The organism is Nocardia africana NBRC 100379 (genome assembly GCF_001612635.1).
GTDB lineage: Bacteria > Actinomycetota > Actinomycetes > Mycobacteriales > Mycobacteriaceae > Nocardia > Nocardia africana.
Map to the genome: position 1 here is coordinate 84,762 of NZ_BDAV01000006.1, position 23,708 is coordinate 108,469.

The 23,708-nt window shown below is 68.4% G+C and carries 19 protein-coding genes; 12 read left to right on the plus strand and 7 right to left on the minus strand.

Annotated features, from left to right (window positions below):
* The first annotated feature begins 101 nt into the window (after positions 1–101).
* The 3 genes from NA3_RS08460 to NA3_RS08470 all read left to right on the plus strand — a co-directional run bounded on the left by NA3_RS08460 (position 102) and on the right by NA3_RS08470 (position 3,901).
* Positions 102–2,303: an elongation factor G-like protein EF-G2 gene (locus NA3_RS08460; protein WP_062963029.1), complete on the plus strand. Its 2,202-nt coding sequence runs from the start codon at positions 102–104 to the stop codon at positions 2,301–2,303.
* Positions 2,304–2,369: 66 nt separating this feature from the next.
* The gene (locus NA3_RS08465) at positions 2,370–3,113 is read left to right on the plus strand and encodes a DUF4191 domain-containing protein (protein ID WP_062963030.1); all 744 of its coding nucleotides are present in this window, start codon (positions 2,370–2,372) and stop codon (positions 3,111–3,113) included.
* A gap of 152 nt (positions 3,114–3,265) precedes the next feature.
* Positions 3,266–3,901: an IclR family transcriptional regulator gene (locus NA3_RS08470; RefSeq protein ID WP_063917378.1), complete on the plus strand. Its 636-nt coding sequence runs from the start codon at positions 3,266–3,268 to the stop codon at positions 3,899–3,901.
* A 30-nt stretch (positions 3,902–3,931) separates the two neighbouring features.
* Here NA3_RS08470 and NA3_RS08475 read toward each other — a convergent pair whose 3' ends face one another.
* Positions 3,932–4,792 (minus strand): aldo/keto reductase, encoded by an 861-nt coding sequence (locus NA3_RS08475; RefSeq protein ID WP_062963031.1) that lies wholly within the window; start codon positions 4,790–4,792, stop codon positions 3,932–3,934.
* A gap of 84 nt (positions 4,793–4,876) precedes the next feature.
* On the opposite strand from NA3_RS08475, the gene NA3_RS08480 reads away from it, so the two are divergent.
* Positions 4,877–5,443, plus strand: a complete 567-nt coding sequence (locus NA3_RS08480) for a TetR/AcrR family transcriptional regulator (protein ID WP_062963032.1) — start codon at positions 4,877–4,879, stop codon at positions 5,441–5,443.
* Between the two features lie 9 nt (positions 5,444–5,452).
* On the opposite strand, the gene NA3_RS08485 is transcribed toward NA3_RS08480, so the two are convergent.
* The gene (locus NA3_RS08485) at positions 5,453–5,914 is read right to left on the minus strand and encodes an RDD family protein (RefSeq protein ID WP_036500011.1); all 462 of its coding nucleotides are present in this window, start codon (positions 5,912–5,914) and stop codon (positions 5,453–5,455) included.
* Between the two features lie 463 nt (positions 5,915–6,377).
* Here NA3_RS08485 and glnA point away from each other — a divergent pair, with 463 nt between their 5' ends.
* On the plus strand, positions 6,378–7,814 hold the full coding sequence (gene glnA / locus NA3_RS08490) for a type I glutamate--ammonia ligase (RefSeq protein WP_062963033.1): 1,437 nt from the start codon (positions 6,378–6,380) through the stop codon (positions 7,812–7,814).
* Between the two features lie 73 nt (positions 7,815–7,887).
* On the opposite strand, the gene NA3_RS36765 is transcribed toward glnA, so the two are convergent.
* A complete protein-coding gene (locus NA3_RS36765; RefSeq protein WP_157126542.1) occupies positions 7,888–8,055 on the minus strand; it encodes a hypothetical protein in 168 nt (55 codons plus the stop codon).
* A 196-nt stretch (positions 8,056–8,251) separates the two neighbouring features.
* On the opposite strand from NA3_RS36765, the gene NA3_RS08495 reads away from it, so the two are divergent.
* The 6 genes from NA3_RS08495 (at position 8,252) to NA3_RS08520 (ending at position 14,131) form a co-directional block, all read left to right on the plus strand.
* The gene (locus tag NA3_RS08495) at positions 8,252–9,163 is read left to right on the plus strand and encodes an oxygenase MpaB family protein (protein ID WP_062963034.1); all 912 of its coding nucleotides are present in this window, start codon (positions 8,252–8,254) and stop codon (positions 9,161–9,163) included.
* Positions 9,164–9,242: 79 nt separating this feature from the next.
* Positions 9,243–10,925 carry a CocE/NonD family hydrolase gene (locus tag NA3_RS08500; protein WP_062963035.1) on the plus strand — a complete coding sequence of 561 codons (1,683 nt, stop codon included), beginning with the start codon at positions 9,243–9,245 and terminating at the stop codon, positions 10,923–10,925.
* Positions 10,922–12,280: a M20/M25/M40 family metallo-hydrolase gene (locus NA3_RS08505; RefSeq protein ID WP_062963036.1), complete on the plus strand. Its 1,359-nt coding sequence runs from the start codon at positions 10,922–10,924 to the stop codon at positions 12,278–12,280. The genes NA3_RS08500 and NA3_RS08505 overlap by 4 nt, the downstream gene beginning before the upstream one ends.
* 37 nt (positions 12,281–12,317) lie before the next feature.
* Positions 12,318–12,725, plus strand: coding sequence for a DUF3224 domain-containing protein (locus NA3_RS08510; protein WP_030515341.1), 408 nt, complete (start codon positions 12,318–12,320; stop codon positions 12,723–12,725).
* Positions 12,726–12,817: 92 nt separating this feature from the next.
* Positions 12,818–13,654 (plus strand): alpha/beta hydrolase, encoded by an 837-nt coding sequence (locus tag NA3_RS08515; RefSeq protein WP_062963533.1) that lies wholly within the window; start codon positions 12,818–12,820, stop codon positions 13,652–13,654.
* 9 nt (positions 13,655–13,663) lie between these two features.
* Positions 13,664–14,131, plus strand: coding sequence for a 6,7-dimethyl-8-ribityllumazine synthase (locus NA3_RS08520; protein ID WP_062963037.1), 468 nt, complete (start codon positions 13,664–13,666; stop codon positions 14,129–14,131).
* Between the two features lie 49 nt (positions 14,132–14,180).
* Here NA3_RS08520 and NA3_RS08525 read toward each other — a convergent pair whose 3' ends face one another.
* From NA3_RS08525 to panB, 4 genes are all read right to left on the minus strand, one after another.
* Positions 14,181–15,635 (minus strand): neutral zinc metallopeptidase, encoded by a 1,455-nt coding sequence (locus NA3_RS08525; RefSeq protein ID WP_062963038.1) that lies wholly within the window; start codon positions 15,633–15,635, stop codon positions 14,181–14,183.
* A 375-nt stretch (positions 15,636–16,010) separates the two neighbouring features.
* Complete coding sequence (locus NA3_RS08530) at positions 16,011–17,384, minus strand: bifunctional lysylphosphatidylglycerol flippase/synthetase MprF (RefSeq protein WP_084491395.1); 1,374 nt, start codon at positions 17,382–17,384, stop codon at positions 16,011–16,013.
* A 385-nt stretch (positions 17,385–17,769) separates the two neighbouring features.
* Entirely contained in the window at positions 17,770–20,778 is a 3,009-nt protein-coding gene (locus tag NA3_RS08535; protein ID WP_062963039.1) for a bifunctional [glutamine synthetase] adenylyltransferase/[glutamine synthetase]-adenylyl-L-tyrosine phosphorylase, read from the minus strand.
* A gap of 278 nt (positions 20,779–21,056) precedes the next feature.
* Positions 21,057–21,920 carry a 3-methyl-2-oxobutanoate hydroxymethyltransferase gene (panB, locus tag NA3_RS08540; protein WP_104362915.1) on the minus strand — a complete coding sequence of 288 codons (864 nt, stop codon included), beginning with the start codon at positions 21,918–21,920 and terminating at the stop codon, positions 21,057–21,059.
* A gap of 206 nt (positions 21,921–22,126) precedes the next feature.
* Here panB and NA3_RS08545 point away from each other — a divergent pair, with 206 nt between their 5' ends.
* Entirely contained in the window at positions 22,127–23,677 is a 1,551-nt protein-coding gene (locus NA3_RS08545; protein ID WP_181838449.1) for an alpha/beta hydrolase, read from the plus strand.
* Positions 23,678–23,708: the final 31 nt, after the last annotated feature.

Genomic DNA, 23,708 nt, shown 5'->3' on the forward strand with positions numbered 1-23,708 from the left:
CACCACGGATGGGGTGCGGATCCCCGGAACGGGTGACACAGCCGCGTGCCGGTGGGAAGCTCGAAGCAACCGCACGTGTCGACTCCGGGAAGTGAAGAGACATGGCCGAGAAAGCGAGCACCGCCGCCCGTAACAGTGCCACCGGCAGAGTGATCGAGGCATCACAGCCCGACGGCATCCGCAATGTGGTCCTGGTCGGGCATACCGGCTCCGGCAAGACCACCGTGGTGGAGGCACTGGCCATGGAGGCCGGGGCGCTCACCCGAGCCGGCCGCGTGGAGGACGGCACCTGTGTATCGGATTACGACGATATCGAGCAGCGCCAGCACCGTTCGGTGCAGTTGTCGGTGGTGCCGGTCGCCTGGAACGGCATCAAGGTCAATCTGATCGACACGCCAGGGTATGCCGATTTCGTCGGCGAACTACGGGCCGGTCTGCGAGCTGCGGATGCGGCCCTTTTCGTGGTCTCGGCCGCCGCGGGCGCCGACGGGGTCGACGGGCAGACGCTGGCGCTGTGGGAGGAGTGCGCGCGGGTCGGGATGCCGCGGGCGCTGGTGATCACCCATCTGGACGCGGCCCGCGCCGATTTCGATCTGATGGCCCAGACCTGCGCGGACCTGCTCGGCGACGGCGATTCCGACGCGATCCTGCCACTGCAACTGCCGGTGTACGGCCCGAAGGGCGCCGACGGGCACCGCCCGGTCACCGGAGTGATCGACCTGTTGACCGAGCAGGTCTTCGACTGTTCCGGCGGCGCGCACACCCGCACCGACGCGACCGCCGACCAGACCGCGCAGATCGAGACCGCGCGCAACCGGCTCATCGAGGGCATCATCGCCGAGAGCGAAGACGAAACCCTGATGGACCGCTACCTCGAGGGTGAACGGATCGACCTCACCACCTTGATCGCGGATCTGGAACGCGCGGTGGCACGCGACCGCTTCCATCCCATCCTCATCGCGGCACCCCCGCCCGAGGGCACCCGAGAGGGCCTGGGCATGGTCGAGATCCTGGAGCTGATCACCCGCGGCTTCCCCACCCCCGCCGAACACACGGTCGCGGCGCGCTGCCCGACGAACGGCGCGGCGCCGCACGCACTGACTTGCGATCCGGGCGCACCACTGGCCGCCGAGGTGATCCGCACGGCTTCCGATCCGTATGTGGGCCGGGTGTCGCTGGTGCGCGTGTTCTCCGGCACCCTGCACGCCGACGACACCGTGCACATCTGCGGGCACACCGACGGCAACGGACACGATGTCGACGAACGGGTCGGCGCGGTGACGGCGCCGTTCGGTAAACAACAGTTCCCGATCGGCCAGGCCATCGCCGGCGATATCGCCTACGTCACCAAACTGGGGCACGCCGAAACCGGAGATACCGTGTCGGCCAAGGATTCTCCGCTGCTGATCGAGCCGTGGCCGCTGCCCGAACCGCTGCTGCCGGTGGCGGTGCGCGCCCACGGCAAGGCCGACGAGGACAAGCTGTCGCAGAGCCTGGCCCGCCTGGTCGCCGAGGATCCGACGGTGCGCCTGGAGCAGAATCCGCGCACCCATCAGCTGGTGCTGTGGTGTCTGGGCGAGGCGCATCGCGATGTCGCGCTGGAACGGTTGCGGTCCCGGTTCGGCGTGCAGGTCGATGTCGACGAGTATCGGGTGGCATTGCGAGAAACGTTCGCGGGCAAGGCATCCGGGCACGGCCGGCATGTGAAACAGTCCGGCGGCCACGGCCAGTACGCGATCTGCGATATCGAGGTGGAACCGCTGCCGGAGGGTTCCGGGATCGAATTCGTCGACAAGGTGGTCGGCGGCGCGGTGCCACGCCAATTCATCGGCTCGGTCGAGAAGGGCGTGCGCGCACAGGCCGAGCGCGGCGTCGCCGCCGGCTATCCGCTGGTCGATGTGCGGGTGACTCTGCTCGACGGTAAGGCGCATTCGGTCGACTCCTCCGACGCCGCCTTCCAGACCGCCGGGGCGCTGGCCCTGCGGGAGGCGGCCACCGCGGCGCGGATCGATCTGCTCGAACCGATCGCCGAGGTGCGGGTGACCGTCGCCGACGATTTCGTCGGCACCATCCTCGGCGATCTGGCGGGCCGCCGCGGCCGCGTGCTGGGCACCGAACCGGCCACCGCCGGGCGCACCGTCATCCGCGCCGAGGTCCCCGAACTGGAATTGAGCCGCTACGCCATCGACCTGCGCTCACTCTCGCGCGGCGCGGCCCAGTTCGACCGCACCTATGTGCGGCACGAACCGATGCCGAGCCAGATCGCCGCAGACCTGCGCAGTCGCAGCGAAGCCACCGTGTGAGGCGGGCGTCGCACCTGTGCCCGGCCCGTGCGGGGTAAGTCCCGCTCGACCACTATCCTGAGAGGTATGGCAGCAGGTAAGGGCGGCACACCGTCGAAGGAAGCGAAGGCCGCGGCGAAGGCGGCGCGCAGGCAGGCGTCGAAGGAGCGGCGTCAGCAGCTCTGGCAGACGTTCCAGATGGTGCGCAAAGAGGACAAACTGCTGCTGCCGCTGATGATCGGCGCGCTGGTCGGCATCACCGTGGTGCTGTTCCTCATCGGCTTCCTGTTCAACATGCAGTGGTTCCTGCTGCCGGTCGGCATCCTGCTGGGCGCGCTGGTCGCCTTCATCATTTTCGGGCGCCGGGTACAGAAGAACGTCTATGCCAAGGCCGAGGGGCAGGCAGGTGCGGCCTGGTGGGTGCTGGACAACCTGCAGGGTAAGTGGCGCGCCACCCAGGCCGTCGCCGCCACCACCCAGCTCGATGCCGTCCACCGGGTGATCGGCCTGCCCGGTGTGGTCCTGGTGGCCGAGGGGTCGCCGCAGCGGGTGAAATCGCTGCTGGCGCAGGAGAAGAAGAAGACCGCCCGACTGGTCGGCGACACCCCGATCTACGACATCGTGATCGGCAACGAGGAGGGCCAGGTTCCGCTGAAGAACCTGCAGCGCCACCTCACCAAACTCCCCCGCAATATCGACGCCAAGCGGATGGACCTCATCGAGGGCCGCCTCACCGCACTGGCCACCCGCGGCGGACCGGCCCTGCCGAAGGGCCCGCTGCCGGCCGGCGCGAAGATGCGCGGAGTGCAGCGCACCATCCGCCGCCGCTGACAGACGCTCGGCAGCACCACCGCATGCGCAAGCTGCCGCCCAGCTGAAGTACCGAATCGCCGCCACACCCTCCGCATCGGGGTGTGGCGGCGATATTTTGCGGGCCGCCGAGCGCCAGCTGATCGAGGCACCGCCCACGTAGGATTTCCGCCATGCCGGCTCCCGACACCTCGCAGACCTTGAGCCGCGGACTCGACGTGCTGAAGTTGCTAGCGAGCAGCCCCCATGCCCGCACCCCCGCGCAACTGGCACAGGAGCTCGGACTGTCCCGCACGGTCGTCTACCGCCTGGTCGGCACGCTGGTCGAACACGGGCTGGTGCGCCGCGCCGAGGACGGCACGGTCAGCGTCTCCGCGGGCGCGCTGGTGCTGACCCAGCACGTACTCGGCTCGGTGCGCGAGGCCACCCGCGAGATCCTCGAGGACCTGGCCCGCGAGGTGGAGGCCACGGCGCATTTCTGCGTCGCCGACGGGGACGACGTGCTCGCCGTCGCGGTCGTCGAACCGCCGTTCACCACCTTCCACGTCGCCTATCGGGTCGGTGCCCGCACCGGGCGCGGACAGGGTGCCCTCGGTGAGGCGATCGAGGCGTCCCAGCGGGGCGAGCGCGGGGTCTTCGAGAGCGAGGGCAAGCTCGTTCCCGGCGCGCACGGCGTGGTCGCGTCCCTGCCGGGACTGCCCGGTCCCCCGGCGTCCGTCGGCGTGGTCACGCTGATCGGGCAGGAAACTCCGGCGATGGCCGATGCGGTGTGCCGGGCCGCCGAGCGGTTGTACGCCGCACTGGGCTGAACAACGCTCGTCGCGGTGAGCCGCCGGTCCTCAGGCCCGTTCTGCGAGCGCGGCGAGCATCCCGGCATCCAGCCTCACATCTCGCGCTGCCAGGTTCTGCTCGAGATGGCCGATGCGGCGAGTCCCCGGGATCAGCAGGATGTGCGGATCGCGGGCCAGCAACCACGCCAGACCCACTTGGCTCGGCGTCACCTCGAGGCGGCCGGCGATATCGCGCACCACGTCGTCACCGGCCACCTTGGGCCGGCCCGGAAATCCCGATCCGAGCGGAAAGTACGGCACGAAAGCGATTCCCCGCGAAGAACATTCCGCCACCATCGGCTCCTCGTCGCGTTCCAGCAGGTTGTACAGATTCTGCACGCACGCGATACCCGCGGGGGCGGCGCGACGGAGTTGCTCGACGGTGACATTGCTCAGTCCGATCGCGCCGACCTTGCCCTCGTCCCGCAGCGACATCAGTTCGGCCAGCTGGTCGTCGAGATCCACGATCTGATCACCGGTGGCCACGATTCCGGGCGGACCGTCGACCCGGCGCAGGTTGACCACCGCCAACTGCTCGGCGCCCAGCGCCCGCAGATCCGCTTCCACCGCGGCCCGCAGCTGCCCGGGCCGCTGCGCCGGCACGAGGCCATCGCCCGTATGCATGGCGCCGACCTTGTCGACCAGCAGCAGATCGTCCGGATACGGATGCAGCGCCTCCCGGAGCAGGGCGTTGACCGAGCCGTTGCCGTAGAAGCCGGCCGTGTCGATATGGCTCACGCCCAGTTCCACCGCCCGCCGCAGCACCGCCACCCCGTCCGCGCCGGATTCCAGCTGCATCGCGCCGTAGCCGATCCGGCCGACCGCACGTCCCGCCAGTTCGCCGTCACGCGGTTGCGTCATGACCGTCATTCGGGTCTCCCTCGTTACCCTGACATCAAACGGAGGATCCTCCGCTCAAGTCCAGAGTAGTACAGAAACGGAGGACCCTCCACTTTGTCCGGACAGCCGCGTGGCCGCCGCGATGCCCAGCGCAATCGCCAACTGCTCCTCGATGCCGCTCTCACCGCGTTCACCGGTGAAGAAGGCACGGTCAGCCTGGAATCGATCGCCAAATCCGCCGGAGTGGGCATCGGCACGCTGTATCGGCACTTCCCCTCGCGGGAAGCGCTCATCGAAGCCGTCTATCGCAGCGAACTGGAACAGCTGTGCGATCAGGCGGCGAGCCTGCTCGCCGACCACGCCCCGGAGGACGCGCTGCGCATCTGGCTCGGCCGCTACGCCGACTTCGTGGCCACCAAACGCGGGATGGCCGAGGCACTGCGCGAAGTCATCGCCTCCGGTGCGGTGACCTCGGCGCAGACACGCGAAAGACTCAGTGCGGCAATCCGTTCCGTCCTCGATGCGGGAATCTCGGCCGGCACACTGCGAGACGACGTCCGGCCCGAGGACATCACCGCGGCGATGGCGGGCGCGACGCTGGCCGGTATCGACCGCGAGCAGATCGACCGGCTCCTCGACCTCCTGCTCGACGGTCTGCGCGCGAGCGTGAGCAGGCCGTAGGCACTCGCGTCACCGAGCGCGGATCAGCGCCGTCCCGGTGGCCCGGTCGTGCATACCGCGCCGATCCCCGTCGGTGAACAACGCCGGCACTACGAAGGTCAGCAACACCTGCCGCGCCACCGATCGCACGAATCCGACCGGCGCGGACGCATCGATGCGGACCGTGCGCATTCCCAGGAAGTACTGCCCGGGCGTGAACCCGAACAGCATGACCGTCACTACGCCGATCACGAACCAGATCAGGTAGGTGACGGTGTTGAGCGATCCGGCGCCGCGCACGATCAGTGCGGCGATACCCATGGCGATGAAGTAGTCGACGAACAGCGCGACGATGCGGCGCGACATGGGCGCCAGCGACCCCACACCCTCCTGCGGCAGGCCGAGCAGCTTGCCGGGATAGTCGTCGGGCTGCGGCTCGCCGGGATGGGCCGCATTCGGGCCGGACAGCCAGGAACCGGTAATTCGCGCCATGCTCCCAGCTTAGGCGCGGTGACGGTGAGGATTACGTCACACCCGGGCCCGCCGCCGGCTGCCACGTAACAGCGGCCGCCGGCCTCCGGTTACCCGCCGGCAGCTCCGCATCAGGACCTTCGGCCGTCCGCGGCGACGGCAGCACGAGGCCCCGCCGGGACGATGCCCCAAAGCGGTTGCGGCCGGGAAACTCTCGCCGTTCGCGCGCACCGATCGGCGACGATGCGCGGTCCTCGAATCGAGCACCGGATGCCGTGGTGGCAGGATAACGGTGCTGGTCCGGCACCGCATCGTGAACAACCCACCGCGCGGTGTTGCCGGGGGATGCCGCCGACCCGGCCAGCAGCACGTGTAACACTGGCGAAACACAGCCTTGATTGCGGGGAAACACCGCATCCATACCGTTCAGCGCTGAAACCCAGCAATCGGCACAGGCTGGGAACCGATCCGTAAGGAGTACTAAGTGGCGTTCAGCACGGCCGACGAGGTCATCAAGTACATCAAGGAGGAGGACGTCGAATACGTCGACGTACGCTTCTCGGACCTTCCTGGCGTTCAGCAGCACTTCTCCATCCCGGCGAAGTCGTTCACTTCCGACCTGGCCGAAGAGGGCCTGGCGTTCGACGGCTCCTCGGTGCGCGGTTTCCAGTCGATCGACGAGTCGGACATGCTGCTGCTGCCCGACTTCTCCACCGCCCGGATCGACCCGTTCCGTGCCGCGAAGACGCTGAACCTGAACTTCTTCGTGCACGACCCGTTCACCCGTGAGGCCTACTCCCGCGACCCGCGCAACATCGCGCGCAAGGCGGAGGAGTACCTGCGGTCGACCGGTATCGCCGACACCGCGTTCTTCGGTGCCGAGGCCGAGTTCTACATCTTCGACGGCGTGCGCTACAACTCCGGCATGAACGGCGCGTTCTACGAGATCGAGTCCGTCTCCGGCTCGTGGAACACCGGCGAGGAGTTCAACCCGGACGGCACCCGCAACCTGGGCTACAAGGTCCGTAACAAGGGTGGCTACTTCCCCGTGGCCCCCTACGACCACTACGTCGACCTGCGCGACAAGATCTCGACCAATCTGCAGAACGCGGGCTTCGAGCTCGAGCGCGGCCACCACGAGGTCGGCACCGCCGGTCAGGCCGAGATCAACTACAAGTTCGGCACCCTGCTCTCGGCAGCCGACGACCTGCAGCTGTTCAAGTACATCGTGAAGAACACCGCGTGGCAGGAAGGCAAGTCGGTCACCTTCATGCCGAAGCCGCTGTTCGGTGACAACGGCTCGGGCATGCACGTGCACCAGTCGCTGTGGAAGGACGGCAAGCCGCTGTTCCACGACGAGGCCGGCTACGGCGGCCTGTCCGACCTGGCCCGCCACTACATCGGCGGCATCCTGCACCACGCGCCGTCGCTGCTGGCGTTCACCAACCCGACCGTGAACTCCTACCACCGTCTGGTGCCGGGCTACGAGGCCCCGATCAACCTGGTGTACTCGCAGCGCAACCGCTCCGCCGCGGTCCGCATCCCGGTCACCGGCAACAACCCGAAGGCCAAGCGCATCGAGTTCCGCGCGCCCGACTCCTCGGGTAACCCGTACCTGGCCTTCGCCGCCATGATGATGGCCGGCCTGGACGGCATCAAGAAGAAGATCGAGCCCAAGGCCCCGGTCGACAAGGACCTCTACGAGCTCCCGCCGGAGGAGGCCAAGAACATCCCGCAGGCCCCCACCTCGCTGGCCTCGGTCATCGACCGCCTCGAGCAGGACCACGAGTACCTCACCGAGGGCAACGTCTTCACCGACGACCTCATCGAGACATGGATCCAGCTCAAGCGGGACAACGAGATCGCGCCGGTGAACCTGCGTCCGCACCCCTACGAGTTCGAGCTGTACTACGACGTGTAAGTCGTTACAGCACAGCGGAATTCACGAAGCCCCAGCCGAATCCGGCTGGGGCTTCGGTGCGTTGCGAGGCTCGTCACAGATGCGGATGGCTGCCCAGGGATGCGCTGTAGACGGCCGGATGAGCTTGGGCGGCAGCGAGATTGCGGCGTTCCTCGGCGGTCAGGGTGTGGCGGGCCAGCGCGCGGCGGGCGTAGGTGCGCAAGGTCCCCAGTAACGAGGGGTGGACGTGGGTGTGGATCATGGCTGGATCCCTCCTCCCTGAACGTTCGACGTGGCGAGGATCCCATTCTTCCACCAGTTCACCGAGATTTCAGGTTGTGTTCACTTCCGGTTGCGCGGCGAGTCGCCGGCCGACGGCCGGTTGCCAAGCTCGAAAGAGAGTGAGATGATTCGCATGTAATTCTCTCATCATGTCGAGTGGTCGAAGGAGATCACGAATGACCGCCTCCGCCGCCCGCGCCGAGCGCACCGAACACGAACTCGGCCCCCGCACGCCGATCGAGCCCGGAACCCGCATGTGGGACGAGGTAGGACTGATCACCTTCTCCCTCACCGCCGGATCGGCGTTCCTGCTGCAGACCATGGAACCGACGATCTCCGCGGTCGTCGACGAGCACTCCACCTTCCGCACCGATCCGATGGGCCGCGCGATGCGCAGTCTCGCGGCGGTGATGACCTGGACCTACGGCGGTGACGAGGCCGTCGCCGAGGCCGACCGCCTGCGGCGGATGCACGCCTCGCTCAACACCGTCGACGCGCAGGGCAAGCGCCACTCCGCACTCGCCTCCGGACCGTGGGCCTGGGTGCTGCACACCGGCACCTATGCCTTCAACGAGGGCTCGAAGTACTTCAGCCGCACGCCGCTCACCTACGCGGAGAAGGAGCAGTACTACCAGGAGGTGCTGCAGCTGCTGCGCATGTTCTCGGTGGCGCCCAAGGAGATTCCGCCGACCTACGCCGATTTCGAGGTCTTCTTCGCCGACACCGTCGAGAACCACCTGGTCGCCACCGACACCGCGCGCGACTATCTGAAGACGATCCGACACGTGGCCCCGCCGAAGTCGCTGCCCACACCGCTGGTGCCGCTGTGGAAACTGGCCGCCTCACCGCTGGGCCGCATGCAGTACTTCTGCACCGTCGGCACCACGCCGGAACCGGCGCGCCGCAAACTCGGACTGACCTGGACCGCGCAGGACGAGCGCAACCTGCGCATCCTGGGCTGGGTGCTGGCCCGGCTGGTGCCGCTGCTGCCGGAACGGATCCGCTACTTCCCCATCGCCTACGAGGCGCGCAAACTCGAGCGCGACCGCGCCCGGTTGCGCAGGGTGCTCGATCTGCGCCCGATGTAGCCGATGCGCCGGCGGATCGGCCGGTTCCCGACCCCGGTTCTGAGGGCTGGACGGGTGGCCGTGCAGACTCGATAGTCCTATGGTGCTCGAGAATTCATCGCCACGCGCCCGGCGCGTGCTCACGCGCGTGCTGTGCGGGCTGGTCCTGCTGATCGCGGCGGCCGCGCCGGTCACCGCGACCGCCGCACCGGGCCCGGCGTATCAATGGCGCGAGGAGTTCCTGACCACCCCCGACGGTCTGCGGTTGCACGCCGACATCCTCCGGCCCGCCGGCATGGCCGACGACGTGCGCACCCCCGTCGTCATGACGGTGAGCCCGTATCGCAACCATCTGGCATTCACCGCCGAGCTGCATCCGCAGGGCGGGCCGTCGTTGCGCGATCTGTATTCGGAACTGTTCCTCGACGCCGGCTACACCTATGTGATCGTGGACCTGCGAGGTTTCGGGGGGTCCAGCGGCTGCCCCGACTTCGGTGGTCCCGGTGAGCAGAGTGATGTGCGCACCGCGGTCGAATGGGCTGCGGCGCAGCCGTGGTCGACCGGACGGGTCGGTCTGACCGGCACCTCCTACGAGGCATGGACCGGCATCATGGGTCTGGCCACCAACCCGAAGGGGCTGGCGGCGGTGGCGTCGTTCGAACCCGTGGTCGACCCCTACAGCTACCTGTACATGCAGGGCATTTCGTGGAAGTTCTCCGGAAAACCGGTGACCGAGGACGGTATTCGCCCCGGCGATATGGCCGGATTCGAACATCTGCTGATCTCCTCCACCCCCGCACACCCCTCGGACTCACCGGAATACAAGGCCAACGCGGCGCGGTTACCGATCGAATGCGCGCAGTCCTATCTGGCGGGCACCACCGACCACGACGGCGGCACCGGGTTCTGGCGCGATCGTGATCTCACCGACCGCGTTCGCGGCAGCAAGATTCCGCTGTTCCTGAGCCAGGGTTTCCTCGATTACAACACCCGCGCCTATCGAGTGTTCGACGTCTGGAAGAACCACGATCTCCCCGAGGACAAGGGGTGGTTCGGCCAGTGGGGACACCAGAACTGCCACGAGGCATGCGGTACACCGCAGTTCTACAGCGAGGCGCTGGCCTTCTTCGACAAGTATGTGGCCCAACGCGACGTCCGGATTCCGGGCCCGCGCGTCACCGTCGGTAGTTTCGACGGCCGGTGGCGCAGCGAGAATGCCTGGCCACCCGCCGATTCCGCACGAGTGACCATGCCGATCCGGCCCGGCGAATACACCGATCGCGGGCTGCTCCCCGGTCCCGACCGCGAGTACTGGACGCTCTCGCAGCCGCTGCCCTCCGATCAGCATCTGTCCGGAATCCCCACGGCCACACTGGCGTTGAGTGGCCCACCGAACGCCACGGTGGCCGCGGAACTCTACGATGTGGCGCCGGACGGCACGGGCACCGTGATCACCCGCGGTATCGCGCAGGTCGCCGAGACCGCGAATATCCGCCTGCTGGCACAGGATTGGACCGTGCCCGCCGGCCATCGGATCGGTGTGCGCATCACCGATGTGGTCGACACCGTCTGGTCGCACACTCCGGCGAACGCGCGGGTGAGCGTGCATTCGGGCACCGTGGAGTTGCCGCTGCTCACCGGCACCCGGAATTTCGATCTGACCGGCGGCAGCAGCGAAGCGCTCGGCAAATGGCGTGCGCGCTCGGTGACCGGCCTGGCACCCGCGGTCCTGCGCGATCCCGGTGTGTCCGTGGACTTCCCGCAACGACGAGGAGATCGATGACAGCGACCGGTACGACCCCCACCACCGTCGACGACGCGACCGCACAGCGACTCGCGGCCGCCCTGCGCTGCGTCACCGTCTCCCGCGACGACGCCGACGCCGACGTGGTGGAATTCGACCGGCTCGCAAGCCTTCTCGACAGCGAATTTCCCCTGGTGCACAGCAATCTGGAACTGGAGCGGTTCGGCCACAGCCGGTTGTATCGCTGGCCCGGCACCGAATCCGGGACGGCGGCCGTCCTGCTCGCCCACCAGGATGTGGTTCCGGTCGACGACGAGGCCCGCTGGACCCATCCGCCGTTCGCCGGTGTGGTCGATGACGAATTCATCTGGGGCCGAGGCGCGATCGACGACAAGAGCCGGGTGCTGGCCATTCTCGAGGCCACCGAATCGCTGCTGGCCGAGGGCCGCCGTCCGCGCCGGACCATCTATTTCGCCTTCGGCCACGACGAGGAGATCTTCGGCCGCGCCGGCGCCACCCGGATGGCGGCCCGGTTGCGCGAGCTCGAGGTGCGCGCCGATCTGCTGCTCGACGAAGGCGGGGTGATCACCCAGGGCGTCGCCGACGGGGCGACCGCACCCGTGGCTTCCATCATGCTCGGCGAAAAAGGCTGGGCCACGGTGCAACTGGTCACCACCGACACCGGCGGTCATTCCTCGATGCCCGGCCGCGAAACCGCCGTGGGCCGGATCGCGCGGGCGGTCGCGCGCATCCAGGACCATCCGATGCCGCTGCGCATGACGCCGGTGATCGCCGACATGCTGGCCCGGATGCGGCCCGCCATGGCCGAACCGCGCCGTTCCGCCCTGCGGCTCGCGCCGCTCGCGGGCAGGGTGATCACCCGGATGATGGCGGCGCGGCCGCAGACCGAGGCCCTGGTCCGCACCACCACCGCACCGACCGTCATCCGCGGCGGGGTGAAGGCGAACGTGCTGCCGCAGCGCGCCGAGGCGCTGGTGAATTTCCGTATCCTGCCCGGTGATTCGGTGTCCGACGTCCTCGATCACTGCCGCCGCGTGATCGCCGACCCGCGCGTGGCGATCGAGGTGCTCGGCACGGCCTCCGAACCTTCGCGGATCACCGGGCCGGGACCGGCCTTCGACGTGATCGCCGACATCACCCGTGCCCTGGTGCCCGAAGCGGTGGTCACCACGGGCATCGTGCCCGGCGCCACCGATTCGCGCCACTACGACGGCCTGGCCGCCACGCGCTGCAACTTCGCACCGATCGTGGTCGACGCGGCGGATCTGGAGCGCATCCACGGCACCGACGAACGGCTCTCCCGGGCCAACTACGCGCGGCTGATCGAGTTCAACCGCCGCGTCCTCGCGCACTACACCGGCGCCGGCGGCTGATGCCGGGAATGTCGGTGTCCGCCGCTACCCTCAACGGGTGCGAGCTACAGCAACGTTCACCGTCAAATCCTTCGTCGCCACGGACGTCCTGCCCGATCCGGACATCCCCACCGCGACGCCGGTCGGAATCGCCCGGCTGGAAAAGCATTTCGAGGGTGAGGCGGTCGGACGCTCGGCCACGTTGTTCACCGCCGCGTTCGATCAGCTGTCGGGCCGAGGCACCTACGTCGCGATGGAGTCGTTCGAGGGCTCGCTCAACGGATTGGCCGGCACGTTCAACTTCGCCCATTCGGCGACCACCGCGGGCGAGGACCGCAGCGCCGAATTCTTCACGATCGTGCCCAGCAGCGGCACCGGAGAGTTGAGCGAGATCACCGGAACCGGCGGACTGGCGGTCGACGCCGACGGCACCCACCGGATCTGGTTCGACTACGACCTGGGCTGACGGCCGATCCCGGCGCAGCGGGCCGATGCGCGACGATTCGGCCCGCCGTGCGCGACAATGGCGGCGCAGCGACGGCGCAGACGGAGGCAGCGATGACGACAGGCGATACCGGCGAATTCGACGCCCGCGGCGGGCAGGTGTTCTGGCGGGCCTGGCTGCCCGACCGGGCGCGCGCGGTCGTGGTGCTGGTGCACGGCGTCGCCGAACACTCGGGGCGCTACGACCACGTGGGTAAACGACTGGCGGACAGCGGTTTCGCGGTCTACGCCTTCGACCACATCGGACACGGCCGCTCCGGCGGCGGGCGGTCGAATATCGAATCGATCGACGCGGCCGCCGACAATGTGAACACCATGCTCGACATCGCGAGCGCGAAGCATCCGGGTCTGCCCCGGTTCGTCCTCGGGCACAGCATGGGCAGCCTGATCACGCTGTATCTGGCGACGCGGGCGCCGCTGGAGGTCGCGGGCATCGCGGTGTCGGCACCGCCGGTGGTGATCGAGGCCGGCAATCCGGTGCAACGGCTGCTCGCCCCCGCGCTGAGCCGCTGGGTGCCGAACCTCGGTGTGCTGCAACTGGATTCGACGCAGATCAGCCGCGATCCGGAGGTGGTGCGCGCCTACGATCAGGATCCGCTGGTCTACCGCGGCAAACTGCCGGCCCGCACGGCCACCGAAATTCTGCGCGGCGCCGACTTCGTCCTCGCTCACCTGGACGCGCTGCGGGTGCCGACGCTGGTGCTGCACGGCGGCGAGGATGCCCTGGCCGCCCCGGTGGGCGCCGATCGGATCGAGGCCGGCGCCACCGCGACCGATCTCACGGTGATTCGTTATCCGGGCCTCTACCACGAGGTTTTCAACGAACCCGAGCGCGAGAAGGTACTCGGCGACCTGGTGCACTGGTTGGAGGAGCACACCGGCGCGCAGTAGCATCCGAGAATGAGCACTACCGACCAGGGACGTATCGCCTTCATCCGGGCCAACTGGCACCAGTCCATCGTCACCCAGGCCTATGCGGGTTTCCTGGCCGAGTACGGCGATCTGGGATATTCGGCGGATGCCGTCGAGGTGTTCGACGTGCCCGGCGCGTTCGAGATCCCGCTGCACGCGCAGCGGCTGGCCCGCACCGGCCGGTACGCGGCGGTGGTGGCCGCGGCGCTGGTCGTCGACGGCGGCATCTACCGGCACGATTTCGTCGCCTCGGCCGTGGTCGACGGACTCATGCGGGTGCAGCTCGAGACCGACGTCCCGGTGTTCTCCGTGGTGCTGACCCCGCACCACTTCCACGAGCACAGCGAGCACGTGGACTACTTCACCAAGCACTTCCAGACCAAGGGCGCCGAGGCCGCTCGCGCGGTCGCGACCACGCTCAGCTCCCTGCGCACCCTCCCCACCAGCGCGGTCTGAGACCGCCGCCCGAGTCGGGGGCGACCGGTGATCCGGTCGCCCCCGCTCGTTATTTGTAGGTGTTCAGGCAGGCCGTCTCCCCGTCGAGCACTCCGGCGCGGAACGCGTCGATCCGCTGGTACCCGCTGGGCACCACCTTGCCGTCGGTATCGCTCGCGGCCAGGCCGTCGGCGAGCAGACCCGAGACCGCGGCGTCCAGGTCACCCGCGGTGAGCCGGGGATCACTGGCCGGATCGCTGAGCTTGGTGGTGACGGCGCCGGACAGGCAGGCGGTGCGCAGCCCCGCGGACTCCGGCCCCTGCAGCGACAGATGCCGATCCCGTTCCACGGCGAGCAGGTAGCGGGAGATGAACACGACGTAGGCGTTGTAATTGCCGTCGACCACCGCCGACAGCGGTTCCTCGTCGCCTGGTTGCTGACCGGCACGTTTGGCCAGTTCCGGCACATCGGTGCCCACCGTATTGCTCGCCGGGCAGTACGAAACCGGCTCCACCGCAACCTCTTTCGGGCAGTTCTTGACGATTCCCGAATAGTCGAGCACCGGCGGTTGCGGCAACGGGTAGATCCGCCCGAGCGCGGCGGCGACGGCAGTGAGACCGTCGACGTCGACACCCATCTGGTTCTCCTCGTCGCCCGGTTCGAAGGTGGTAGGCAAGCCGCCGCGGCGCTGCTGAATCTCCTTCTTGGTGATGCCCTTACATCCGGCCGCACCGTCGGACCAGCCGATCTGCACCGCGGTCACGCGCTCGAACGCCGACCCGTGCACATTCTTCGGGTTGTCGGGGTCGCGGTCGCGCACGGCGACCGTCGCACCCAGCACACCGTTGAGCCCGTCGGTCGTGTTCAGCGTGAAATGCGCCGAACCGCCCTCGGCCACATGCCGCAGGAACACACCCGCGAAGCAGTCGGCCTGCTGTTCGAGCACGATTCCGGGCGTGAGAAAGCCGTTGAGCCGGGCCTGGTCCTGCAGCGAGTGACCGTACTCGTGCGCGAGCACCATCACCACGGCCATCTTCCCGTACTTGTTCGAGATCAGCGGCAGCAGTTTGCCGCGATCCCAGCCGACGGTCTTGTCGATCTTGCAGTAGGCCGCGTTCACCACGTGATAGGTGCTGGACCGGCAGAAGGTGACCGATTGTTCCTTGGGCGCGTTGGCATCCCAGGAAATGAAGTGGTCGACCGGCTTGAAGGTGCCCGGAAAGTTCTTGCCGTACTCGGCACCCCAGTAGTCCTGCAGATCCGACAGCGTATTGAGCGCCAGCCGGTCCATCTCGCCACCGTCACCGTTGTCGGCGTGCAGCGGCGCGTCGGGAACACCCGGGCGCGGACCGCTCGGCCCCGAGGCATTGGGCGCGGCGCCGCTGAGCGCCCACGGATTCTCGTTCGTCGCGGCAACATCATGTGCCACAGTCGTTTTCGCCTCGGTGCCACATCCGGCCAATACCGCCCCGAGCACCAGCAGCCCGGCCGTCGCGGCACGGCGCAGCCGCCTGTCGTGTCTCATCTCGTGTCCTCCCCGATACCACTGTCGACGCCCGGACCGACGACGATCCGGATTCCGCACAGCGGTCCCCCGTCTCCCGAGCGCTCACATCGTAATCGGGCGCCCGCCCGAATGCGCAACGGATGTCTCGATATCGGCGCGGATGCCGCACGGCGACGACCACGACATGGCGCACACCACGCGTTCAACTACTATTTACCTACGTAGATAGTAGATGCTCGACGGCGAGCAGAGAGGCCGATGTGCCCAACCCGCCACCGGCTGCCTGTGGGCAGGAACCGCCCACCCAGCGGGTGCCACCGTCATCGCGGGCGGGCGCGGTTACACCTGCGGTGCCGACAGCCGCGGCACTCCCCGGTCTGGCGTGATCGCCGGTCAGTCCTGCTTGCGGTGCGGCACGAATTCCAGGGTCAGCAACGCGAGCGCGGTGAAGACGATCTCGCGCCAGCGAATGAGGACGAAGCGCTGATTGCCGAAGGAATTGAACTTGCGCAGGAACCGATACAGCGATTCCAGCCGGATCAGCGGGTCCAGCGTGCGGGCCAGCACATAGATGGCCTGCTTGGAACGCGATCGTTCCTTGTCGCCGAACAGCTCGGGGAACGCCGCGAACGCCAGCGAGATGCGGTGCACGTCGTGGTCGCGGCCGTAGTCGACCAGATCGACGATCATCCGCTCGTCCAAGCCGTTCGGGGCGTCCTTGCGCCGCCACGGCACGTCGAGGCTGAGTTCACTGCCGTGATTGGAGGATCCGTAGCGCTGGAATCCGGCGACCCGGCCCTCACCGTCGCGGGCGATCACCACGAGCATGCCCGGATTCCGGCCGTCGAGCAGATGGTCCAGGATCATCGAGAAACCGCGGGTCTGGCGGCCGGTCCCCCACTCGTCGACGATGCCCAGCAGCGTCTCGCGCATCTCACGGTCGAGTTCGCGTTCGGGGATCACCTCGGTCTTGACGCCGAAGTTGCGGGTGCGGCTGACCGCCTGGCGCAGGTTGCGGAATTTGCGGCCGACCATGTCGAACGAGTCGACCTCGACCACCACGTCGCGCCCGATCGGAATGGCGTGCAAGCCATGGTGATCGGCCGCGCGGGTGCGCCACAGTTCGGTGACCGCGGGGCTGGCGCCCAGCACCGCGATCCGCCAGCCGTGGGCGGCCGCGAATTCGGAGAACTCGGCGATGAGCCGGCCGAATTCGGCGCAGTTGCCGACCGGGTCACCCGCGACGACCGCGATGCCGAAGCGGGTGCGGTAGCCGATCGCGGCGTTCGAATCCGCGCTGAAGAAATAGGATTTGGCCGAATGCAGGGCGAACGGGGCCAGCGGATCCTCGACCGTGCGGTCGACCAGCGCGGCGATGCGATGCTGCTGATCCGGTTGCGGGCGCGAACTCTGCGGCAGCATCAGGATCAGGCCGGTGGAGGCGAGGCAGATGAAGCCGACGGTGCCGTGATCGCTGCGGTAGGCGATATTGGACACCCCGAGCACGATCAGCGCGACGGTGAAGTGCGGCAGCGTGATCGGCCGCCGCAGATGCAGTCCGCGCGCCACGAACAGGCCCGACAGCGACACCGCCACGAACCAGCCGCGATCGACACCTTCGTGGGAGGCGCGGTCGGCCGCGTACAGCAGCACCACGCCGACCAGCAGCAGCACCACGATCAACGGAACCCGCACGGCGCGGGTCGGATTCAGGGCGGCGTGCCGATAGGTGCGGTAACCGGTGACGGCCGAATTGAGTTCAGCCATCACCGTCTCCGATCACACAGCGCGGCGCGTGTGTCATCGAGCCGGTGGGCGTTGCGCACGTCCACGAACATCCTCACCATGGCGGTCCTCCCGAATGGTCGCGTACCGATACAGTATGCGGAACGCTCGTTCCGGCTCTGCGGGGCCCCTCGCACGGTGACGACGGCACAGCACACTCTGTATCAACCGATATCGCGTCCGGTCTGTTCCCCGCAACACGTTTTCGGCCCGCCGGGCCTGCCGTATCGCCAGAATTCATCGCCGGTCCACGAATACGCCCGCGTGGCGCCCCGGTGAGCCACGTGACCACGACAATGCAGCGGTGTCGTTCATCGCGTACCCCGCGGCGTGGGATCTACGCCCCAGCGTGGGATCTACGCCCCGTTCACCCGCCGAAGACGCGTTCGACGACCGTCTTCGCGCGCCTCGTGACCCGCATGTAGTGGTCGAGGAATTCGCTGCCGTCGTCGGTCGGCCAGCCCGCGACCCGGGCCACGGCCGAGAGCAACGGCCCGGGCCCGGGCAGCTGGTCGGCGGGTTTACCGCGCACCAGCACCAGGGCGTTGCGGGCCTTGGTGGCGGTGAGCCAGGCGTCGCGCAGCAGCTCCACATCGAGGGCGTCGAGCAGCTTGTTCTGTTCGATCACCGCGAGGCATTCCAGGGTGGAGGTGTTGTGCAGTTCGGGCACCTCGTGCGCGTGCTGGAGCTGCAGCAGTTGCACGGTCCACTCGATATCGGCGAGACCGCCGCGGCCGAGTTTGGTGTGGGTGGCCGGATTCGCGCCGCGCGGCAGACGTTCGGAGTCGACCCGCGCCTTGATCCGCCGGATCTCGCGCACGGCGTCCTCGGAGACCCCGCCCTTGGGATAACGCACCGGATCGATCGAATGCAGGAACCGCAGACCCAGCTCTTCGTTGCCGGCGACCTGATGCGCGCGCAGCAGCGCCTGCACTTCCCACGGCTGGGCCCACTGCTGGTAGTAGGCGCGATAGGCGGCCAGCGTGCGGACCAGCGCACCGTTGCGTCCCTCGGGCCGCAGTCCGGCATCGACCTGCAGCGGTGGATCGGTGCTGGGCGCGCCGAGCAGCCGTTGCACCTGCTCGGCCACGCCGATCGCCCACTTCACCGCGACCGTCTCGTCCGCGCCGGGACGCGGATCGCAGACGAACAGCACGTCGGCGTCGGATCCGTAGCCCAGCTCCATTCCGCCGAGCCGACCCATGCCGATCACGGCGAAGTCCGCGGGCGCCGGCGCCGCGTGTTCGGCCTCCCAGGCCCGGATCACCGCCTGCAGCGACGCCTCGAGCACCGCGACCCAGACCCACGACAGCGCCCGGCACACCCGCGGCACCTCCAGCATGCCGAGCACGTCGGCGGAGGCGATGCGGGCCAGCTCGTGGCGGCGCAGCGAGCGGGCGGTGGCGACGGCGCGCCGGGGATCGTCGTAGCGGGCGGCCCCGGCCAGGATGCTGGCGCGCACGTCCTCGGCCTTCGGGGTCAGCAGCAGCGGCCCGTCGGGTCCGTCGGCGAACATCCGGATCGTCTCGGGCGCGTTGATCAGCAGATCGGGCAGATAGGCCGAGGAACCCAGCACGATCATCAGCCGCTGCGCGATCGCGCCCTCGTCGCGGAGTTCACGCAGGAACCAGATCTGGTCGTCGAGGCCCTCCGACACCCGCCGGTAGGCCAGCAACCCGGCATCGGGATTCGGTGTGTCACCGAGCCATTCGAGCAGGGTCGGCAACAGCAGCGCCTGGATGCGGCCCTTGCGCCCCACCTCCCCGGTGAGCGCCTTGAGGTGGCCGAGGGCGTTCTCCGGGGCGGCGTAGCCGAGCGCGGCGAGCTGGCGGACCGCGGCCTGGGGGCTCAGCCGCAGTGCGGCGGCGTCGAGGCGCGCCACCGATTCCAGCAGCGGGCGGTAGAACAGCTTCGCGTGCAGCCGGCGCACCCGCAGGGTGTTGCGCTTGATCTCGCTGCGCAACACCCCGACCGCGTCCTGGCGACCGTCGGGGCGCATATGCGCGGCGCGGGCGAGCCAGCGCATCCCCTCCTCGTCGTCGGGTGCGGGCAAGGTGTGGGTGCGCTTGAGCCGCTGCAACTGCAGGCGGTGCTCGAGCAGGCGCAGGAATTCGTAGGAGGCGGTGAGATTCGCGGCATCGTCGCGGCCCACATAGCCCCGCGCGGCCAGCGCGGTCAGCGCCTCGACCGTCCCCGGCACGTGCAGCGATTCATCGGCCTTGCCGTGGACCAGCTGCAACAGCTGTACCGCGAATTCGACGTCGCGCAGGCTGCCGTGGCCGAGTTTCAGCTCCCGCTCGCGCATCTCCTCGGGCACCAGGCTCTCGACCCGCCGCCGCATCGCCTGCACGTCGCTGACGAAATCCGGTCGTTCCGAGGCGCTCCACACCATCGGCATCAGGGCCTCGCTGTACTGCCTGCCGAGTTCCAGATCGCCGGTGGCGGGGCGGTTCTTCAGCAGGGCCTGGAATTCCCAGGTGCGCGCCCAGCGCTTGTAGTAGGTGATGTGCGAATCCAGCGTGCGCACCAGCGCCCCGGCCTTGCCTTCCGGGCGCAGCGCGGCATCGACGTCGAAGAACGCGCTGCCGGCGATGCCCATCAGCTCCGCGGCCAGCCGGGTTGCGGTGGTGTCGGCGGGTTCGGCGACGAACACCACATCGACATCGGAGACGTAATTGAGTTCGCGCGCACCGCATTTGCCCATCGCGACCACCGCCAGGCGGACCGGAACCGGGTCGTCGGGGCAGATCCGCGCCACCGCCACCGAGAGCGCGGCGGTGAGCGCGGCATCGGCGAGATCGGTGAGATGGTTGCCGACCTGCTGATACGGCAGCACCGGTTCGTTCTCGACGGTGGCGGCCAGATCGTGGGCGGCCAGCACCATCAGCTGATCGCGATATCGCTTGCGGAGCAAGGCGATCGCGTCGGGTCCGGCGTGGGTGGCGCGGTAGAGCATCGGCGCGGCATTCGGTCCCGTCTCGGGCGCGGCGCCGACCGCGTCGAGCAGATCGTCGAGCATCTCGCGCGTGCTCGGCAGTTCGCGCCGCAACAGCTGCCAGCTCGCCGGGTCCGCGACCAGATGGTCGGCGAACGCGCTCGACGAGCCGATCAGCGCGAACAGCCTGCCGCGCAACGACAGATCGGTGCGCAACGCGGAATCCAATGCGGCCCAATCGGACCCGAGCGCCTCGCGCAGGCGGATCAGGGTCAGCAGCGCCAGATCGGCATCCGGCGACCGCGACAACGCCCACAGCAGTGCAACACTGTCGACATTGTCCCAGGCGAGCTCTCGTAACGACGCGGCTGCCGTCGGCTCCAGCAATCCCAGCCGACCGGCACCGGGCACTGCGGGACGTGCAGTCGGTGGCCGGACCATTCTCTCAAATTACCGTTACGGCCGAGCATGCGGAAGTTGCCTGTTCGCAGGCCGTGGAGGGGTGCTCGGCCGACGGAGTCGATTCCGCTCGGCCAGGCCGGAGGAACGCAGTCCGGCCGGCGGGCTATCGGGACCACGGGCCGGCTGTATCCGTCGCGAGCCCGGCCTCGATCCGAACGCCCCGCGCCGCCGCCGGGCGCGAGACGCGGCATCGGCGTCGACGGTGCGGTCGGATCGACCGCGGATCGCGCGCACGCACCCGCGGTCGACCCCGTTCCTCAGAAGCTGTGTTCCGGCCCCGGGTAGGTCCCCTGCGCCACTTCGCGCGCGTATTCCGCTGCGGCGCTGCGCAATTCGTCGCCCACACGGCCGAAGCGCTTGACGAACTTGGCCGTCTTGCCGCTGGTGTAGCCGGCCATGTCCTGCCAGACCAGGACCTGGGCGTCGCAGTCGCTGCCGGCGCCGATTCCGACGGTCGGGATGGTCAGCTTGTGGGTGACCTGCCCGGCCAGCTCGGCGGGCACCATCTCCATGACCACGGCGACGGCCCCGGCTTCCTGCACCGCGATGGCGTCGGCGATCAGCTGTTCGGCCCCGTCGCCGCGGCCCTGCACGCGGTAGCCGCCGAGGGTGTTCACGCTCTGCGGGGTGAAGCCGATATGCGCCACCACCGGGATGCCGGAGGCGGTGAGCCGGGCGATATGCTCGGAAACGCGTTCTCCACCTTCGAGTTTCACCGCATGCGCACCACCCTCCTTCATGAAACGGGTGGCGCTGGCCAGCGCCTGTTCCGGCGATCCCTCGTAGCTGCCGAACGGCAGGTCGGCCACCACCAGGGCGTGCGGCGCCCCGCGTACCACGCCGCGTACCAGCGGCAGCAGTTCCTCGATCGTGATCGGCACGGTGGTGTCGTAGCCGTAGACCACGTTGGCCGCCGAATCGCCGACCAGCAGCACGGGGATGCCGGCCTCTTCGAACAGCTTCGCGGTGGAGTAGTCGTAGGCGGTCAGCATCGCCCACTTCTCGCCCGCGGATTTCCATTGCTGCAGGTGCTGTACTCGCGTCTTCCGCCGGGAAGTTGTCGGTGCGGCACCGTAGGCGGTGGTTTCGGAAGCAGGATTATCCTGAGCAGCGGACATCATCGTCCCTTTCGTCCGTCCTCGAGGCCCGATCGGGTCCCCGGGTTGCTATGACCCGTCCAGTCTGCCACCGCGACAGGGCCGCATTTAAGGCGTGCCCGGGATGGGATTTGTCACAGCGGTGGGAGCGACGTGGCCGGAGGAGGCAGCCTGCGTACCCGCGGAGGCCCCCGCGGACACCGCTGAGGGACACAGGCGGAGATGGAAGGATGGCGCGCATGTCCTTGTCGCGATCCGGTCGCGTCGCAGCCGCGGTGGCCCTGATGTGTGTGGCCGCCGCCTGCTCGTCGACGTCGAAGAACCACCCCGTCGCCCAGTCGTCCGCGCCGAGTCCGGCCGCGCTGCAGAAGTACTACACCCAGGTTCCGGCGTGGGGCAGCTGCGACGGATTCGGCGATTCCTCGACCCGGTTCCCGCAGGGCACCGAATGCGCACACATCTCGGTGCCGATCGATTACGACAAGCCCGAGGGCGCGACGGCGCAGATCGCGGTCTCCCGGATCAAGGCGACCGGACAGCGCATCGGATCGCTGCTGTTCAACCCGGGCGGGCCCGGCCAGGCCGGACTGTGGATGGCCGCGCAAGGACAGGACACCCCGCTCGCGCAGCGGTTCGACCGCATCGGTTTCGATCCGCGCGGTGTGGGCGCGTCCACGCCGCTGATCGAATGCCTCACCGGGCAGCAGTGGGATCAGCAACGCGCCGAACCGCCCAAGGACTACACCCCCGCCGGGATCGCGGCCGCCGAGCAGGAGAACAAGGATTTCGCCGCGCACTGCACCGAGAAGACCGGCAACGAATTCCTCGCCCACGTCGGCACCCGCGAGGTGGTGCAGGACATGGACATCATCCGGGGAGTACTCGGCGACGACAAGCTGACCTACGTCGGCTATTCCTACGGCACCAGGCTCGGCTACACCTACGCCGAGAAGTTCCCGGACAAGGTGCGGGCCATGGTGCTCGACGGCGCCCTCGATCCGAACGCCGATCCGGAGAAGGAATCGGTGCAGCAGGCCGCCGGATTCCAGAAGGCGTTCGACGCCTACGCCGCCGATTGTGCGAGTAAACCGGACTGCCCGCTGGGCCAGGACGCGAGCCAGGCGGTGGCCCGCTTCCACGATCTGGTCAACCCGCTCTGGAACCACCCGGCCGACACTCGCGACGGCCGCGGGCTCACCTACAACGACGCGGTCACCGGTGTGCAGAACACCCTCTACGCCGAGGACAGCTGGAATGTGCTGAGCGCGGGCCTGGCTCAGCTGGCCAAGGGCAAGGGCGACATCCTGCTGCAGCTCGCCGATCTCTACGACGGCCGCAGCAAGGACGGCACCTACGACAATTCGCAGGACGCGTTCCTGGCCATCCACTGCGTCGACGATCCGGCCATCAAGGACCGCACCGAAACCGATAAGCAGGACGCGGAATACCGCAAGGTTGCCCCGTTCCTCGACGACGGCCACGCCACCGGGCAGGCGCCGCTCCAGATGTGCGCGTTCTGGCCGGTGCCCAACAGCGCCTCCCCGCACAACATTTCCGCGCCGGGACTGCCCAAGACCGTGGTCATCTCCACGACCGCGGATCCGGCCACGCCGTATCAGGCCGGTGTCGATCTGGCCCATCAGCTGGGCGCGGCGCTGATCACCAACAAGGGAACCCGCCACACCGCCTTCCTCTCCGGCGGGGTTGCGTGCGTGGACGACGCCGTCTTCGCCTACCTCATCGACCTGAAGACACCGCCGGAAGGACTCACCTGCGGCTGACGCCACACATGCGGACCGGCGGTTGTTGCAC

Bases quoted from the DNA above. Each gene is read 5' to 3' on its own strand.
- NA3_RS08515 (WP_062963533.1), top strand. From the start codon at position 12,818: ATGACGACAGGCGATACCGGCGAATTCGACGCCCGCGGCGGGCAGGTG.
- NA3_RS08495 (WP_062963034.1), top strand. From the start codon at position 8,252: ATGACCGCCTCCGCCGCCCGCGCCGAGCGCACCGAACACGAACTCGGC.
- NA3_RS08545 (WP_181838449.1), top strand. From the start codon at position 22,127: ATGGCGCGCATGTCCTTGTCGCGATCCGGTCGCGTCGCAGCCGCGGTG.
- NA3_RS08465 (WP_062963030.1), top strand. From the start codon at position 2,370: ATGGCAGCAGGTAAGGGCGGCACACCGTCGAAGGAAGCGAAGGCCGCG.
- NA3_RS08505 (WP_062963036.1), top strand. From the start codon at position 10,922: ATGACAGCGACCGGTACGACCCCCACCACCGTCGACGACGCGACCGCA.
- panB (WP_104362915.1), bottom strand. From the start codon at position 21,920: ATGATGTCCGCTGCTCAGGATAATCCTGCTTCCGAAACCACCGCCTAC.
- NA3_RS08475 (WP_062963031.1), bottom strand. From the start codon at position 4,792: ATGACGGTCATGACGCAACCGCGTGACGGCGAACTGGCGGGACGTGCG.
- NA3_RS08525 (WP_062963038.1), bottom strand. From the start codon at position 15,635: ATGAGACACGACAGGCGGCTGCGCCGTGCCGCGACGGCCGGGCTGCTG.
- NA3_RS08520 (WP_062963037.1), top strand. From the start codon at position 13,664: ATGAGCACTACCGACCAGGGACGTATCGCCTTCATCCGGGCCAACTGG.
- NA3_RS08485 (WP_036500011.1), bottom strand. From the start codon at position 5,914: ATGGCGCGAATTACCGGTTCCTGGCTGTCCGGCCCGAATGCGGCCCAT.
- NA3_RS08535 (WP_062963039.1), bottom strand. From the start codon at position 20,778: ATGGTCCGGCCACCGACTGCACGTCCCGCAGTGCCCGGTGCCGGTCGG.
- NA3_RS08470 (WP_063917378.1), top strand. From the start codon at position 3,266: ATGCCGGCTCCCGACACCTCGCAGACCTTGAGCCGCGGACTCGACGTG.
- NA3_RS08460 (WP_062963029.1), top strand. From the start codon at position 102: ATGGCCGAGAAAGCGAGCACCGCCGCCCGTAACAGTGCCACCGGCAGA.
- NA3_RS08530 (WP_084491395.1), bottom strand. From the start codon at position 17,384: ATGGCTGAACTCAATTCGGCCGTCACCGGTTACCGCACCTATCGGCAC.
- NA3_RS36765 (WP_157126542.1), bottom strand. From the start codon at position 8,055: ATGATCCACACCCACGTCCACCCCTCGTTACTGGGGACCTTGCGCACC.
- NA3_RS08500 (WP_062963035.1), top strand. From the start codon at position 9,243: ATGGTGCTCGAGAATTCATCGCCACGCGCCCGGCGCGTGCTCACGCGC.